The 15655-nt window shown below is 64.1% G+C and carries 12 protein-coding genes; 6 read left to right on the top strand and 6 right to left on the bottom strand.

Annotated features, from left to right (window positions below; all coding sequences use genetic code 11):
* Positions 1-60 precede the first annotated feature (60 nt).
* The 3 genes from XH87_RS03065 to XH87_RS03055 all read left to right on the top strand — a co-directional run bounded on the left by XH87_RS03065 (position 61) and on the right by XH87_RS03055 (position 4994).
* Entirely contained in the window at positions 61-2904 is a 2844-nt protein-coding gene (locus XH87_RS03065) for an ATP-binding protein (RefSeq protein WP_271586122.1), read from the top strand.
* 118 nt (positions 2905-3022) lie between these two features.
* Positions 3023-3730 carry a hypothetical protein gene (locus XH87_RS03060; RefSeq protein WP_271586121.1) on the top strand — a complete coding sequence of 236 codons (708 nt, stop codon included), beginning with the start codon at positions 3023-3025 and terminating at the stop codon, positions 3728-3730.
* A gap of 286 nt (positions 3731-4016) precedes the next feature.
* Positions 4017-4994, top strand: a complete 978-nt coding sequence (locus XH87_RS03055; protein ID WP_271586120.1) for a helix-turn-helix domain-containing protein — start codon at positions 4017-4019, stop codon at positions 4992-4994.
* A 967-nt stretch (positions 4995-5961) separates the two neighbouring features.
* Here the strand turns inward: XH87_RS03055 and XH87_RS03050 are convergent.
* The 5 genes from XH87_RS03050 to XH87_RS03030 all read right to left on the bottom strand — a co-directional run bounded on the left by XH87_RS03050 (position 5962) and on the right by XH87_RS03030 (position 11527).
* Positions 5962-8283 (bottom strand): molybdopterin guanine dinucleotide-containing S/N-oxide reductase, encoded by a 2322-nt coding sequence (locus tag XH87_RS03050; RefSeq protein ID WP_271586119.1) that lies wholly within the window; start codon positions 8281-8283, stop codon positions 5962-5964.
* 624 nt (positions 8284-8907) lie between these two features.
* The gene (locus XH87_RS03045) at positions 8908-9102 is read right to left on the bottom strand and encodes a hypothetical protein (RefSeq protein WP_027576697.1); all 195 of its coding nucleotides are present in this window, start codon (positions 9100-9102) and stop codon (positions 8908-8910) included.
* A 237-nt stretch (positions 9103-9339) separates the two neighbouring features.
* Positions 9340-9663 carry a metal-sulfur cluster assembly factor gene (locus XH87_RS03040; RefSeq protein ID WP_158669546.1) on the bottom strand — a complete coding sequence of 108 codons (324 nt, stop codon included), beginning with the start codon at positions 9661-9663 and terminating at the stop codon, positions 9340-9342.
* Positions 9660-10169, bottom strand: coding sequence for a DUF2249 domain-containing protein (locus tag XH87_RS03035; RefSeq protein ID WP_271586118.1), 510 nt, complete (start codon positions 10167-10169; stop codon positions 9660-9662). Before XH87_RS03035 ends, XH87_RS03040 begins: the two co-directional genes overlap by 4 nt.
* Before the next feature lie 11 nt (positions 10170-10180).
* The gene (locus XH87_RS03030; protein ID WP_271586117.1) at positions 10181-11527 is read right to left on the bottom strand and encodes a hypothetical protein; all 1347 of its coding nucleotides are present in this window, start codon (positions 11525-11527) and stop codon (positions 10181-10183) included.
* A 312-nt stretch (positions 11528-11839) separates the two neighbouring features.
* On the opposite strand from XH87_RS03030, the gene XH87_RS03025 reads away from it, so the two are divergent.
* Together XH87_RS03025 and XH87_RS03020 are read left to right on the top strand one after the other, a co-directional pair.
* Positions 11840-12601, top strand: coding sequence for a Crp/Fnr family transcriptional regulator (locus XH87_RS03025; protein WP_333909166.1), 762 nt, complete (start codon positions 11840-11842; stop codon positions 12599-12601).
* A gap of 451 nt (positions 12602-13052) precedes the next feature.
* The gene (locus XH87_RS03020) at positions 13053-13358 is read left to right on the top strand and encodes a hypothetical protein (RefSeq protein WP_271586116.1); all 306 of its coding nucleotides are present in this window, start codon (positions 13053-13055) and stop codon (positions 13356-13358) included.
* A 141-nt stretch (positions 13359-13499) separates the two neighbouring features.
* Here the strand turns inward: XH87_RS03020 and XH87_RS03015 are convergent, their stop codons facing one another.
* Entirely contained in the window at positions 13500-14243 is a 744-nt protein-coding gene (locus XH87_RS03015) for a LuxR C-terminal-related transcriptional regulator (protein ID WP_271586115.1), read from the bottom strand.
* Positions 14244-15308: 1065 nt separating this feature from the next.
* Here XH87_RS03015 and XH87_RS03010 point away from each other — a divergent pair.
* Entirely contained in the window at positions 15309-15650 is a 342-nt protein-coding gene (locus tag XH87_RS03010) for an H-NS histone family protein (RefSeq protein ID WP_158669550.1), read from the top strand.
* The last annotated feature ends 5 nt before the right edge of the window (positions 15651-15655 follow it).

Here is a 15655-nt window from a genome sequence, read left to right as displayed (position 1 = left end):
GACGTCTCGATCTGGTAATCAGATTGCACACTTCAGCTCATTCACTGGAATTGTTGGACCGTGCCGGACACTAACGAGCAGGATTCGGTCATTGCCTTCGGGCCGTTCCGCCTGTTCGCGAAATCTCGGCTGCTCGAAAAGGACGGCGCCTCGCTTCACCTCGGCGGCCGCGCGCTCGACATTCTCATTTTTCTCGCCGAGCACGCAGGAGAGGTCATCGACAAGCGGGAGCTGATCAAGCGCATCTGGGCCGACGTCAACGTCGACGAAGGCAGCCTGCGCTTCCACATCACGACGCTGCGCAAGGCTTTGGGCGATTCGGGCGAAAGCTCCCGCTACGTCGTCAACGTCCCCGGACGCGGCTATTGCTTCACCGCTCCGCTGCTCCGGCCTGCAGCATCGGAGAGCCGGACGAGCCCGCCCGCCGCTTCGCCCCGCTCGCTGCCCTCGCCGCTCGCGAAGATGATCGGCAGGCACGATGCGGTTGAGAGGATTTCCGCCGAACTTGCCCAGCATCGCTTCGTCACAATCGTCGGGCCCGGCGGGATCGGCAAGACGTCGGTTGCACTCGCTGTCGCGCAGGGCGAACTCGCGGCCTTCGACGGCCAGGCGTGTTTCGTCGATTTCGGCGCGCTGACGGATACCCGGCTCGTCCCCGGAACGATTGCGGCCGCGCTGGGCCTGACCGTCAATTCCGAGGACCCGATACCGGGCCTGCTGACGGTCCTGCGCAGCCGGCGGGTCCTGCTGGTGCTCGACAGTTGCGAACATATCCTCGACGAACTCGCCCCTCTGGCCGAGCGCCTCGTCCGCGAGGCGCCGCAGCTGCATATCCTGGCCACCAGCCGCGAATCCTTTCGCGCCGAGGGCGAACGCGTCCATCGGCTATTTCCGCTGGATTGCCCGCCGCAGCGCGACGGGCTCGGCATCGCTGACATCCTTGCCTATCCCGCAAGCCAGCTCTTCGTGGAACGCATCGCCGAGAGTCTGAGCGAATTCGAACTCCGCGAGGAGGATGCGCCGCTCGTCGCCGAGATCTGCCGGCGACTGGACGGCATTGCGCTCGCGATCGAGCTCGCGGCCGGGCGTGTGAACGCCTATGGCATAGCCGGGACCGCCTCGCTGCTGGACAGCCGCTTCTCGCTGCTGTGGCGGGGACGGCGTACCGCAATTCCGCGGCATCAAACCCTGAGCGCGGCGCTGGCCTGGAGCTACGACCTGCTGCCTCCGGCCGAAAGCGCGACGCTGCGCGGATTGTCGGCGTTCGTCGGGCCGTTCACGCTGGAGGCCGCGCTTGCCGTCGCGTCCTGCCAGGGGATCAGCGAGCCTGAAGCGGTCGAGGCGATTTCGAACCTGCTATCCAAATCCCTGATCGCGACCTCGCCTGCGGAGCGGCGGCTGCGCTATCGCCTGCTCGATACCACACGTGCCTTCGTCGCGGACAAGCTCGTCGAGCACGGGGAAGCGGACCGCGTCGCGCGCGCCCACGCCGAATATTTCCGCGACTTCCTGCACGACATTGCCCTCAAATCCACCGGCATGCAGAGCGCGGGCGGCTTCCTTCCCTATGCCGACCATTTGCCGAATGTCAGGGCCGCGCTGACCTTCAGCTTTTCGGAGCGCGGCGATCGGACGCTCGGCGTGGATCTGGCGGCGGCGGCGGCCCAGTTCTTCCTCGAACTGACATTGCTGACGGAATGCTACCGCTGGACCCAGCAGGCGCTGGTGTCCCTCGATGCGAGCGCCGTCGACGGCCGCCAGGAGATGATCTTGCAGGCCGCGCTCGGCGTCTCCGTGATGTTCTCGCAGGGCAATGCCGACGTGGTTCGGGCGGCGTTCACGCGCAGTCTCCAGCTTGCCCGGGAGCTCGAGGATCTGCACTGGCAGCTCTGGCTGCTGCGCGGATTGCACATCTATCTGACCAGGGTCGGAGATTTTCACGGCGCGCTCGGAATCGGCGAACAGAGCGAGAGCGTCGCGCGGAAGCTGAACGATCCCGCCGCCACGCTGAACGTCGAATGGATGCTTGGCGTGGCGCATCATCTGATCGGCAACCAGGACAAGGCGGTTCGGTACTGCGACAGCGCCATGGTGCACAATCCCGGCTCGCAACGGCTGAACATCGGCCATCTCGGGTATGACGACCGCATCGTCGCGCTGGTGGCGCTGGCGCGCGGGCTCTGGCTCACCGGCCGGCCCGAGCGTGCGATCGAAGCCGCCAGATACACGGTTCGCGAGGCTGAGCTGCTTGAACAACCGCTCACCCTCGGCATCTCCCTGATCTGGACGATTTACGTATTCCTCTGGGTCGGCGACTGGGAGAACGCTGAAATCCTGATCGAGCGGCTGATCGATCATTCGGCGCGGCACTTCCTCGGCCCCTATCATGCGGTCGGCATCGGCCAGAAAGGCGAGCTACTGCTGCGCCGCGGCGACGTGGCTGCGGGTATCGAGCACCTTCGCCGCAGTCAGGCCACGTTGCATGCGACACGGCACCGGATCATGACGACCGTGTTTGCGACCGCGCTCGCGGAGGGGCTCGCCTCCCAGAATCAGCCCGGCGAAGCCCTGCAGACCATCAACGAGGCGATCGGCCAGATTCCCGATCACGGGGAGTCCTTCGACATGCCGGAGATGCTCAGGATCAAGGGCGACATCCTCGCCCGGTCGGGCAACGCCGTGGAGGCCGAGAGCTTCCTGCGCAAATCGCTCGATCTATCGCAGCGGCAATGTGCGGTCGGCTGGGAGCTCCGGGGCGCGATCAGCCTCGGCCGCATCTGGCGCCAGGCCGGAAAAGCCGGCGAAGCACGCAACCTGCTCGCCCCGCTCGTCGCGCGCTACCAGGAGGGACTCCAGACCCGCGATCTGGTCGCCGCAAGGGAGCTGCTGGGCACCCTGAATTGACAGCATGTTCAACGGGATACCGCCAAAAGGCCTGCTCGCAAATCCTAACAACTTCTAACACGCCAAGCCGCATACGCCCCGCCATGGTGGCGACACTTCATGGCGGATATGGCGGGACATGACGCTTCTTGACGATGTAATCGATGCCAGCGGCGGCTTGGCCCGCTGGAACAGCTTGAGCCGGTTCACGCTCCACCTTTCCGTCGGCGGATCGCTATTCTCCAGCGCCGGGCATGCTCGGGAATTCAAGGATGTGACCGCGGAAGGCTCGACCCGCACACAGTCGCTCCGGTTCACGGGCATCACCGGAGGCGAACACTCCGGCTCCTTTCAACCCGATGCGATCACGATCGAGAGCCTGGATGGTGAAGTCCTGCGGAGCTGGCGCAACCCGAGCCTCGCGTTTCCGGAGGTCGGCGTCCCCGCGCTCGCGGACGAGCTGCATCTGGTCTTCTTCTGCGGCGTCGCGATCTGGAACTATCTGACCAACCCATTCCTGCTCGCCCATCCCGATGTCGTGGTCGAGGAGTTGCCGCCGTGGCGTGAGGGCGCCGAAACGTGGCGGCGGCTGCGGGCGCAATTCCCCTCGCACCTCATCACGCTCGCGCCTGAACAGATCTTCTATTTCGACGAGAGCGCCCTGCAACGGCGGACGGACCACGATCTCTTCGGGATCAAGGTCGCACAATACTCGTGGGCTCATGACAGCTTCGGCGGCATCGTGGTGCCGACACTTCGGCGCGCGCAGACGCTACAGTCCGACGGAACGGTGATCGCCAAGCCTGTGCTGATGGACGTCGAGATCTTCGACGCCGTCTTCGAATAGGGACGATCCGCCAGCCGGCTTCGGCAACAGCAGCGCGCTGCCGCCTTCCGCTTTCACCTACACGTTCGACAACATCGCCGGCGTGTTCGCGAGCTCACGACGAAGCTCGCTCTCATCATCTGCGACGAGTTGTCACATCTGATGCACATCTACAGAATCTAACAGATCCTAATCACCACTAACGGGCGTCCTGGCCAGCTCACGTCTATCCTCTCAGCGTGGAAAGCATTGGTTTGCGCGCCTGCCGGTCGTTGCAAGCTGCGGCGAAGCCAGGAGAGGACCAACGATGTCGAGTAACTTGCACACGGTGCATGCCTGGATTGAATTTCCGACCACCCCGCGGGATCATGAGGGTCTTCGCCCCGTACAGGCGATCGCCAGGGAGAGCCAGTGGCGTCAGATCGATCGCGCTCCGGAGGGTACGATCGAAGAGATCACGATCTCGCGATGGGACGACCCGCGGAGCACCTCGTCGCACGAAACGACGACGCCGAATGATCGCTATTTCGTCGGCATTGCCCTGAAGAACACGCGCGCGAAGCTGGTACGGGACGGCCGGATCATCTTCGAAGGCACCATGCCAGCGGGATCGCTGTATGTCACCGCGCCGTCGAAGCCTCTCGGCGCGCAATTCCAGTCGCCGTGCGCCTTCCTGCACGTCCACATCTCCGTGGACCATCTTCCGGCGCACGCCGACGGGCTGGATGACCTCGTGCTGTTGCGCGATCCGCTCGCCGCGGAGCTCGCCAAGGCACTGATCGAACATGGTGATGCCGCGGATCGGCAGTTTACGCGCTGCATCGGCCAGACCCTTGCAATGCATCTCACCCGGATGGAATTGCCCCGCGTCAGGGTCAATGCCTTGCCGAAATGGCGGTTGCGGCGCGTCGAGCAGTACATCGCCGATCATTTCGACCGCTGCATCAGCCTGTCCGAGCTTGCCAATGTCGCCGGCCTGTCCCGGATGCACTTTGCGGCGCAATTCCGCGCCGCGACCGGTTACCGTCCGCGCGAATATCTCCTTACGCAGCGGGTCGAACATGCGAAGACGCTGCTCGCGACCACCGAGCGGCCATTGGCGGAGATCGCGCTTGCCGTGGGCTTCAGCACGCAGGCGCATTTTTCCACCGTCTTCAAGCGCATCAGCGGTCAATCTCCGGCACGCTGGCGCCTTGCCAATGAGGGCGGGCAGCTCGAGGTCGAAGCACGGCCGAGGCGGCGTGCGTCTCCGGAGAGGGATTGGATCGCCAGCGCAGCCGCGTAGCTGATCCGCCAACGGCCAGACGACAGGGATGCCGAGGTATGCCCCCCTTTTCCCGTTGAATGCTCCTGCGTCGATCTCATCATTGCAACTCGTCGTGTCCCGGACAAGCTGCAACGCGTAGAGCGTTGCGGCTCAGAGCCGGGAGCCGGAAGGCGATAAGGTGAAGCGCGCGGTGCGAGACAGGCTCCGCGAAGCAATCCAGAATTCCTCCGCGGAAAGACTCTGGGTCAAGGCCGGGCGATGACGGCGCGTGTGTGGCTGCGGACATGCCTTCGCATTCTCGCGGCGCGTTTCGCCCGAGTTTTGCCTGGTCACTCCACCCTCTCGATCCAAGAGGGCACAGGGAAGGCCGGGTGCTGACCTCGCACCCGCGGTCTGCTGCGCGAAAGGCACGCGCAGGAAGAACCGCACAGCAGCATACAGGTGGTGCCAATCACTCGGCCTTCCCTGCGCGATGGTCGGACGGCTTATGCCGTGATCTCCCGGGAGCCGAACTTTCCTTTGGCCTCCCTCGCCCCCGCGGAATTCACCGGCACCGCGCCGGTTGACGCAGATGCCGCCTCCGCAAGAGCTTGACCGTAGCAACGACGGCCAGGACCACACGGTTTTGCCGTACGCGCGGCCCGCCATGTCGCCGCAGTTTTCCCGGCCCCGTCGACGGAGCCGGAAACTTACAGACGAGACGAACCTGTCAGCGCCGCTCGTCCGCACGATGCCTTGGGCTCACGGAGAGCAATCCGCCCTGCCCCTGACATCTCGTGCACGACGCTGCCGCGTCCACCGCAAGCCCGGCTCGCGAAAATGACGACCTCATGATCGCCCCTCGAGGATGAGCCGGGATGGACGACACATACGCCATTTCCGAATTTCGGTAAAGTGGAATATTTTTGCCCGAAGGGATTGACAAAGCGCGACACGGGCGCGGCGGACAAGCCGCTCCATCGGGGCCACGACGTAACGAGAGCCCCTACACCGGATCGAACGCCCGGATCGGCGGCAGATTGCCCGTGAACTTCTCCACCTCGACGGTCGTCAACTGACCGGTGCAGCCCTGCGCCAGGGACGAGGTGCCGACGTCGCGGGTGAGCACGTTCGGATTGCCGTGAACGCAGAGCGGCGCATCGTCCTCGGGATCCATCGGATCGTACCAGGCGCCGGTCGGAAGCTGCACGACGCCGGGCGCGATGCCGTCGGTGACGTGAACTGCGGCGAGGCAGGCGCCGCGCTCGTTGAACAGGCGAATGATGTCGCCGTCCTTGATGCCACGCGCGTCCGCATCAACCGGGCTCATGCGCGCGACCTCGCGGCCGCGATGCTTCGCGGCAAGCGAATGTCCGCCGAAATCGAGCTGGCTGTGCAGGCGCGTCACCGGCTGATTGGCGACGAGAAAGCACGGCGCCCCGGGCTTCGGCATATCGGTCTTGTCGAGCCAGACCGGATGGCCGGGACAATCCGCATCGCCATGACCCGCGATCCTGGCGGAGAAGATCTCGATCCGCCCACTCGGTGTCGGCAGGGCATGATTGACCGGATCCTCACGGAAGCGGCGCAGCCGGCCGCCGTCGTCCGCCTGCTGCGGCACGACCAGGCTGCCGCGCTGCCAGAATTCGTCGAAGCTCGGGGCTTCAAGGCCGCGCTTGGCCAGCGAGACCCGGGTCGGCTCGTAGAGATGTTCCAGCCACTGCCGCGACGTGCGCCCTTCGGTGAAGGGTTCGCGCGCGCCGAGGCGCTCGGCGAGATCGGCAAAGATCTCGTAGTCGTCGCGCGAAAGGCCAAACGGCTCGGCGATCCGGTGCATGGCGACCATGAGAGGATCGTTGCTGGAATAGCCGATGTCCTCGCGTTCGAGCGTCATCGTCGAGGGCAGCACGATGTCTGCGTGACGGGCGGTGGCGGTCCATGCGAGCTCGTGCACGACGAACGTGTCGACTTGCGCGAACGCCTTGCGCAGGCGGTTGATGTCCTGGTGGTGATGGAAGGGATTGCCGCCCGCCCAGTAGACCAGGCGAATGTCCGGATAGGTGCGCGTCTCGCCATTATAGCGATACGTGCTGCCGGGATTGAGCAGCATGTCGGCGATGCGCGCCACCGGGATGAAATCGGCGACACCGTTGCGGCCCTGCCCCAGCGTTGGCCCCGGCACGTCGTTGACGCGCCGGCCGTAATAGCCGATCGCACCCAGCGAATAGGCATAGCCGCCACCGGGAAGGCCGATCTGGCCGAGCGCCGCCGCCAGCACCATCCCCATCCACACCGGCTGCTCGCCATGCTCGGCGCGCTGGAGCGAATGGGAGATGGTGATGAGCGCGCGCCGTCCGGCAAGACGCCGCGCCAGCTTGCGAATCGCATCCGCCCCGACGCCGCAGATTGCGGCGGCCCATTCGGCGTGCTTGGCTTGCCCGTCGCCCTCGCCGGTGAGATAGCGCAGGAAAACCGGCCAACCCTCGGTGTAACGATCGAGGAAGGCCTGGTCGTGCAGACCTTCCGCAACCAGCGTGTGGACGATGCCGAGCATCAAGGCGGTGTCGGTGCCGGGCACGCAGGTCATCCATTCGGCGCCGGCTTCGACCGGCAGATCGTCGCGCAGCGGGCTGACCAGGACGAACTCGCAGCCGCGCCGGCGCGCCGCTGCCATCGCACCGCGCTCGACATGCTTGCTGATCGAGCCGCCGGCCACCATGGAGTTCTTCAGCGCCATGCCGCCGAATGCCAGCACGATCTCGGTGTTATCGGCGATTTGCTCCCAGGTGACGTTGCGCTTGGTGATGTCCTCGTAGCCCGCCAGGATCTGCGGCAGCAGCACCGAGGACGCACCCGACGAATAGGAGTTGACCGAGCGCACATAGCCGCCCATCGCAATGTTGAGGAAGCGATGCACCTGGCTTTGGGCGTGATGGAAGCGGCCGGCACTCGACCAACCATAGGAGCCGCCGAACACCGCGCCCGGCCCGCGCGTGTCGCGGATGCGGCACAGTTCGTCGCCGAGAAGGTCGAGCGCCTTCTCCCAGCTCACCGAGACGAACTCGTCGCGGCCGCGGCGATCGTCGGGGCCCGGCCCGCGCTCCAGCCAGCCGCGGCGGACCGCCGGCTGGGCGATGCGCGCCTGGTGACGGAGCGCGCCGGGAAAATTGTCGATGATGCCGTTCGGATCTGGATCGCCCGCATAGGCCCTGACCTCCAGCCCGGCCGCGCCCTGACGCGCGGAGAACACACCCCAATGCGAGGTGTGCGGCTTGAAGCCGTCCGACAGGTCGAGACCGGGGTCGGGGAAGCCAATCGTATCGTCCATCATCTGATCCTTGTCCGGGCGGCCTGCAGTCGAGGTGGTAATATACCGATCCGCTTCGGACGTCGTCGAGATCAGCGTTGACGGAAACGCTGGCCTGCCCCGCGCAAAGGCGTCGAAGGCGTCGCTGAGGCACCTGCAACGATGATGGCAGTCACCTGCACCGGTCGAGAGCCGCAGGGGCAACTTGCCTGGACCGCCGGCTAGTGTCGCTGGGCCTGCGAGGAGAATTCGTTGCGAGGGCGATCGTCTATCCCGGCATGCGCCGGGCACCGGAGCCCGCACAGGGCGAATGCGTCATGCCTCCGGGCCGGGCATCAACCGCGTGCGCAGCAATCGACCAGCAGATCCCAGATCCGCTGCGCCTCTGCTCTCTTGTGAGCCTCCTGCGCCCTGTCCGCACTCGACCGATCATACGCTGCGATGGTGCGTGTTTCGCGAGGCGCGATCCACCGCTCCGAAATCGGGTCATACCATTTTCCGATGTTCATCTCGATCACGCCGGTCGGCTCACAGATTTGATCCAAGGTTGGGCGATGCGCCTGCCGCGGCCTGTTCGAGGCCGTTCGGCGGCGCGACACCCGTCTCACCAATCAGGAGTTCGCGCGATCGTTCCAGGCCGCTGCGTCAGCCTGGCCGGGCCGGATGAAGCGTGCGCGGATGCCGCTCGTGCAGCAACCGCGCGAGCTCCTCACGCTCCGTTGCGCGTCCCTTCATGGCGGTCTCGAACAGCGCTTCCTGGATGTCGCGGGGCATGTCGCCCCACACCTCCATCGCCGCACGTCCGAGCAGGCCCGCAAGATGATCCACTCCATCGCTCATTCGGCTCTCCTGATCTGCACACCGGAATGGAACAGCCGCAGCCGCACCGCGTTCCACTGCCATCATTGTGGAGCGACCAACACGCAGGTCGAGCGCCTCGACGAGATCTTCGCGAAGCTCGGCAAGGGAAGCTCGGCAAGGGAAGCTCGGCAAGGGCCGAGCGGCGCGCATCGTCCGGCCATCGACGGCCCGATCGAGGAAACCGACGTACACTCGGATCAAAGCCGTCTCGGCGGATCAATTCACCTCGGCAAAGCCGAGCGAGGCCTTTACGCCCGGCGAGATCATCCAGGGCTGCCAGGGCGGCTCGAACGTCATGGTGACGTCGACCGATTCCACGCCCGGAACGAGACACGCGCTGCTCGCGACACCCTCCTTGAGAAAGGACGCGGCGGGACAACCTCGCGTCGTCGCCGTCATGACGATGCGCGCGACGCCGTCATCGACCGACACATCATAGACAAAGCCCAGGTCGACGATGTTGTGTCCGAGTTCCGGATCGATCACGACCTTCAGGGCCTGCCTTATCCGGGCCACGAGATCATCGTCCTTGGTCGTCATGTGCGCACCCTCACCGTCAGTTGATAGATGTCCCTCTGTGGCGTGAAGCCCCCGCGCCACTGATGGCCGCGCCTGGTCAGCTCCCGAAACAGGAAGACCGGTTCACGACTGAGCAAGGCGGAGAGCGTCTGCCCGGGCGCAAGCCGCTCCACCGAGGCCAGAATCCGGACCATCGGCTCCGGCGGATCGAGGTCGCGGTTGTCGAGATGAACGGTGGGCTCGGGCCAGTCGCCATCGCTCGGCGCAGCAGGCGCCGGTTCGGCCGCTGCGGACGAGCCGTCGTCCGGCATGAACCGGATCTCCCATTCGCCGCCTTCGAGCTCGGCTTCGCGATGCGCGAAGCCCTTGCTCGCCATGACGTCGAACAGAGGAACCGGCTTGAAGGGGGCTAGGAGCCGCAGGCCTTCCCAGGGCTCCAGCCGCTCGAGCGCGGCCATGATGATCGAGAACGGCTCGCCCCCTGCACGAAGAATCGGCCGGACGTCGACGTCGATGAATTCGGTCATTGCATTTTCCTTCAGTTGCGTGAAACCAGAAGACGGGGCACGGCTGCTCCCGCCGGCAGGCGCAACGGCTCCGCCACATCCGCAAGCCGTCTGGCCCTGACGAGCTCCTCAACGAGGCCGAGTGTTGCAACCGTCACGACTGCGACAGCAATGCGAAAGCCGGGCGCCGCGTCGATCCACAGCATCATCGTGGCCGCCCAGATGCCGGCAAAGAACAGGACGAACCATTTTGACGCGCGACGCTCGGCGACGAGATCCTGTACGCGGGGCGTCGGCACCCTGCCCATCACCGGACCATAGGTCTCGAGCCAGGTCAGGAACGGAACGATCTTGTAGAGATTGGCAAGCACAAGGCCGGTGAGCCAGCCGAACGCGACGAGAAAGACGAGCGCTCCGGCATGCGACTGCAACGAACCGGTCGCAGCAGACGCGGCGCCAAGGATGGCGACTGCGACGAGGCTCCCCAGCGCAAGCAGGCTCATGCGCGTGTTGAGCTCGAGCGCGCGGCGCTTGCGGGTCCTGTACAGGCCGAGCACGTCACGGCCGTAAGCGGCCAGCGATAGAAGGGCCGCAGCTCCGGCAAGCAGAAGCACCAGGTTCAGTCCGCTCGCGCGCCAGGGTGCGAGCACGCCACCGACAACACCGACCGCCAAGGCGGCGGCTCCGGCACGCCAGGCAGGCCGACCCAGCCTCGCATCGCCATCGGGCGCGAGCATGAACATCGCAAGCAGGCGATAGCTGACGCCCATGGCCGTGAATGTCAGCCATCCGCCAAGCCCCGCAATCGCGTGGATCGGAATACCCGATAGCAACAGGTCCGGCCATGGTGCAGCGACAGCCGTCCCGGACAGCACCAGAGAGAACATGCCGCCGAATGCCGCCGTGACACAGATGCAGGCAAGCCCGACTGCGACGAACCGCGCAGGCCCCGGCAGCGGGCGAGCCGACCAGAGCGTCATGCCGAGATTGGCAGCGACCAATGTGAAACCGGATGTCAGCAGCCCCGCGCCGACCGGAAGCAACCAGCGCGGCCCGTTGAAGTGGCCGCCGAGAGCCAGAAAACCCGCGAGCAGGACCATCAGCCCAAGCGCCAGCAGCGCCAGAGCCGGCAGCGTCCAGCGCTCCGCATAGAGCGGCCTTGCGACCAGCACCGGCACGAACTGGAACAGCGCGCCACACACCGCCGTGCTCAACCAGCCGATGCAGACGATATGAACGATGACGAGCGTGTCCGGTCCGCCGATGTCGTCGTGCGGAAAGCCGAACCCGGCGACCATCACGCCTTCTGCGAGCAGCAGCCACACGACGGCGAGCGCGAAGTAACTGACGGTCCATTTGCAGAGGCTTGTTCCGATCACCGGCTTGCTTCCCATCGCCTGCACGCGATCCCGTGGCAGCGCCCGAAAAGGTAAGCAGTTGCAGTCACGGCCTCTTTGTCGAGGCGCAAACTCCGGCACCTATGGGACGTGGACCATCGCGATGGACTCGGATTCGAGCCGGAGGCACATGACCTCCGCGACAGCGTGCGGTTATCGGGCCCGCGCATGCACGCCGTCCATCATGGAACCATATGTACGGTAGCCAGTTGGCTTGCTGTCGGCGCTCGGCAGAGCGGCTCGACGACCGGCATGAGTTCTAGCGCCGGTCATCCGTCGGGGGCCAATCCCGTGATGGACCACGCGACCAGAGTCGGTAATCGATTGTTAGCCGCGTTGCCGCCAGCAGATCTTGCCCTGCTTGCGCCCCATCTGCGGAAAGTCGTCATCGAACGCGATTCCGTGCTGGTCCGATCGGGCGATCGGGTCGAGCATTTCCTCTTCCCCCTGAGCGGCGCGATCGCCGCCATCACGGAGCTGCCCAACGGGCAGACGGTTGCCACGGCGATCATCGGACACGAGGGGGCAGTGGGTCTGACTTCTGCGCTCGGCGCATCCCGCTCGCCCACGACGGCGATCGTTCGCTTGCCAGGGTCTGCGCTGCAGATCTCGCCGGTGCAATTTCTGGCGGCGCAACACCGCAGCCCGCCCATCAGATCCATGATGCAGGTCTTCACGAGATCGTTGTTGACGCAGCTTCAGCACGTGGCGGCCTGCAATGCACTGCATTCCGTCGAAGCCCGCCTGGCGCGCTGGCTGCTTCATATTCACGACCGGGCGAATGGAAGCGATCTCCTCCCGCTGACCCAGGAAACGTTGTCAGAATTGCTGGGCGTCCGCCGCACCACCATCACGCATGTCGTGAGCACAATGCGCGCGTCACGAGCGCTGAAATCCAGTCAGCGCGGCCAGCTCGAGATCGATCGGCCGCGACTCGAAGCCATGGCGTGCGAGTGCTACAAGGTCATGAGCCGCAAGATCGACCGGATCGTTTCGCACGGCGCGGTCGGGCTCGTTCATGGGGCGCCAGCGCGGAGCGTCCCACTCGCCCGGTAGCCGACTATCCAAGGCAGGCTCGTAAAGCGCGATGCGATTAGGATGAATCGTCATCGCGCTTTAGGTTGTTGTTTGCGCATGATCTTTCCGGAAAACCGCTGCGCACTTTTCCGGATCATGCTTTAGACCCAGGCCTCTCTCGCGAACCACTCGTGTGTCGCCGCGCAGACCCGGCAACAGGCGCGCGAGAAGAATACTGAAATTCAAACCGGCCAGGTTGCAGCGACCGCTCGCTTGCCCTCCGAGCTCGCTCATCTTCCGGGGATAGCTCGAGTTGCGAAGGCGGCGCCGACGGTTCTCTTCCCAAGACGCTCAGTCTCCGAGACTCTCAAGTCCAGCTTCTTCGACGCCGGCGCAGCTCGAATTTCGACTTGAAATCAGCATTTAATTTATTTATTTCTCGCTCATATTAATCGGGTGACGGTCCGACCACCGCAATGGAATCATTGCCATGCCACTGCAGTTTCATCGCCCCGTCGAGAACATCGAGATATGGAGCGCGAGCAGCGATGGCTTCTCGTTCGTGATCAGCTTCGGAAGCCCTACCGGTCCGGGCTTCCACGGACGTACCGGCTACCTGGCGAGCTGGCGACCGCTCTACCGGAACGACGGCGCGATCAAGATCAGCGGCTCGCCCTTCCGAACGCTGGCCGAGGCCGAAGGGGCCTGCCGCGACATGGCCGAGCATCTGACCGCGACAACCGACACTCCCCACCCCAGCATGATGAACGATACACGGCGAGGCTGGCGCGCCTGAGCACCCAACTCCCGCATCAGACTCCCTCTTTGGTGGTCCTGGGGCGGGCAGGCCGCGGATAAAATCGTCCTGTCCTGCTTGCGCGCACCGGCCCCGCTGCACGCCCGTGAACAACATCCGATCCAATCAGTGGATTTGCAGCTAACGCGAGCGCCCCGGAAGGACACTGTTACGCTTGGCGTCCTCGTCATTTCGGACCGCCGGATCCTGCTGAAGCTGCCCGGAAGAGGTGAGCTCACGCGGGGCAGCATGCTGCTCGTTTTGCGAAATCGCCAATGCCGCGAGAACCGTACGATTGCTGATATCCAGCTTCTGGAAGATATGGTGAAGGTGGACTTTGATCGTACCGTCGGCGATGTTCAGACGACGCCCAATCTCCTTGTTCGACAACCCCTCCGATACGAGCCTCATGATCTGCCGCTCCCGGTCGGTCAGTTGCGTCAGGGACTTCTCCCCAGCTGCGCGAGGCTCCTCGCCGATCTCCCCGTCAGGGCTCGTCGGTTCCAGTGCAAGTCCCTGGTCTTGTGCCACTTTCCGCAGGGTTGCGACCAGCATCTCCGGCTTCGCATCCTTCGTGAGGACGACGCACGCGCCGTCGGCGACCAGCCTTTGCAACTCGCGATCGACGGCCTTCCCGAAGAAAATGACCTGGGCCCCTCGGCCAGCGGTGTTTGCGAGAGCAAGGAAGTCCGGGCGGTTGATGTCGGGCATTGCGCTATCGATCAGCACAATGTCCGGCTCGACGAGTCGGATCGCCTCAATGCAGCTCGCGGCATCGCCGCAGGCGGCCACGATCGCAAAATCGTGCTGCATCGCAAGGACGCTGCTGATGCCCTGCAGGACGATCGGGTGCCGGTCCGCGATGACGACTCTGATGCGGCGCATGCTTTCCTTGCCTATCGCTAAAACTCCGCATGCAGCCGTTTAATCCAACATTCTCTCTATGGAGACGCGCGGGAGGCATGACCAATTCGTGCTGGCAAAACGTCGCACTGCCAGCTTCGTCACGGCAGATATCGGCCAACGCCAGATGGCCGCATCAACGTAACTCGCCTGGAGAATGCGTGCGGCAGCGCAAGAACACGGTCCCCCCGAGGGATATCGAAACGGCATATTCACCGACCAAATCCGATTATTTACCGCAATGCTGGATTGTCGCAATATTAAAACTCTCCTAAAGAGTGTAGTGCGCGGCAATCTGGCTGCTTCGTCAGTACTGGTTAACGGCGTCTAACTCGTCACCGGCCACTTATTACGAACGATATATAGGGACACTCAGGATTCAAATCTAACATTCAACAAAGTTTCACCAGAGCGAGGCAATCTGGCAGGCCTCGTCAGACCGGAAGAGGAGGGACATAAAAAGTAATACTATTCATCAAGATTAATATGAGAACTGATCATCAAGCGCGACAGCGGCTGGAATCCTTCCGATCTCAGTCGTGTGCCAGCCGGGAAGCTCGAATGGCGGGCACGGGGCTTGTTTCCGATCATTGATCAGGGATCTCGAACGATAACTGTTCTGCTTCACTAGTAGCACCGATGAAGACCTTGTCAGCAAAGTTGGGGGCGGCATTTCGTCATCCTTGCAACTTCCAGTCCGCGGTCACGGCGTCATCGCTGATCATGAGTAGGTGGTCACATGTATTCTTCGGCTATTTTGCGCCAAACGCGTGAGGCGCTGATCGTTCAATTCACCGAATTGCAGAATTTACGTCGTCGCGTGTTGATGGCCGAGCAGCGCTTGCTCGGTCCAACGCGAACGGTGCGCCGGCGAAGAGCGGCCGGGAGGCGGCCGGTCGGTCGGAGGTACAGACCCGGCCGTTAGCCCAAGAAGCACCCGCATTGCACACTTGCGAGCTGTGCGCGAACCGATCGTGCTTGCCCGACCCGGCTTTGACCTGATAAGCCCCCTCCGATTTCGTATCGGAAGTAGTGGGGACGGCTTCCATGGAGAAGGACGACTGGGCATCTGCGACCACCGCCGAGCTGTGGCGGCTCTACGATGAGGTGACGACTGTTCTCAGTCGGAGAATGATCGCGGAAAAAGCCAAGCTCGAAGAACGGCTTCGCAGGATAGAGGGAACCGCCGGGGCCCCGAGCGCGGAGCGTGTGCGCCGTCCCTACCCTCCGGTCCTGCCGAAGTACCGGAACCCGAAGAACCCATCCGAGACCTGGTCCGGTCGTGGCAAGCAGCCTCGATGGCTAAAAGCGCAGCTTCGGGCCGGCAAGAAGCTGAACGATCTCCTGATCAATCGCCCATCCGGACAAGGCCGCCGTCGGACCGGCTGAGCGTC

This window comes from Bradyrhizobium sp. CCBAU 53415 (assembly GCF_028128735.1).
Lineage (GTDB): Bacteria > Pseudomonadota > Alphaproteobacteria > Rhizobiales > Xanthobacteraceae > Bradyrhizobium.
The sequence above is the reverse complement of the archived record's forward strand: the minus strand, read 5'-3'. Positions and strand labels throughout refer to the sequence as shown.

Bases quoted from the DNA above. Each gene is read 5' to 3' on its own strand.
- XH87_RS03055 (WP_271586120.1), top strand. From the start codon at position 4,017: ATGTCGAGTAACTTGCACACGGTGCATGCCTGGATTGAATTTCCGACC.
- XH87_RS03050 (WP_271586119.1), bottom strand. From the start codon at position 8,283: ATGGACGATACGATTGGCTTCCCCGACCCCGGTCTCGACCTGTCGGAC.
- XH87_RS03040 (WP_158669546.1), bottom strand. From the start codon at position 9,663: ATGACGACCAAGGACGATGATCTCGTGGCCCGGATAAGGCAGGCCCTG.
- XH87_RS03035 (WP_271586118.1), bottom strand. From the start codon at position 10,169: ATGACCGAATTCATCGACGTCGACGTCCGGCCGATTCTTCGTGCAGGG.
- XH87_RS03020 (WP_271586116.1), top strand. From the start codon at position 13,053: ATGCCACTGCAGTTTCATCGCCCCGTCGAGAACATCGAGATATGGAGC.
- XH87_RS03010 (WP_158669550.1), top strand. From the start codon at position 15,309: ATGGAGAAGGACGACTGGGCATCTGCGACCACCGCCGAGCTGTGGCGG.
- XH87_RS03060 (WP_271586121.1), top strand. From the start codon at position 3,023: ATGACGCTTCTTGACGATGTAATCGATGCCAGCGGCGGCTTGGCCCGC.
- XH87_RS03025 (WP_333909166.1), top strand. From the start codon at position 11,840: ATGGACCACGCGACCAGAGTCGGTAATCGATTGTTAGCCGCGTTGCCG.
- XH87_RS03045 (WP_027576697.1), bottom strand. From the start codon at position 9,102: ATGAGCGATGGAGTGGATCATCTTGCGGGCCTGCTCGGACGTGCGGCG.
- XH87_RS03015 (WP_271586115.1), bottom strand. From the start codon at position 14,243: ATGCGCCGCATCAGAGTCGTCATCGCGGACCGGCACCCGATCGTCCTG.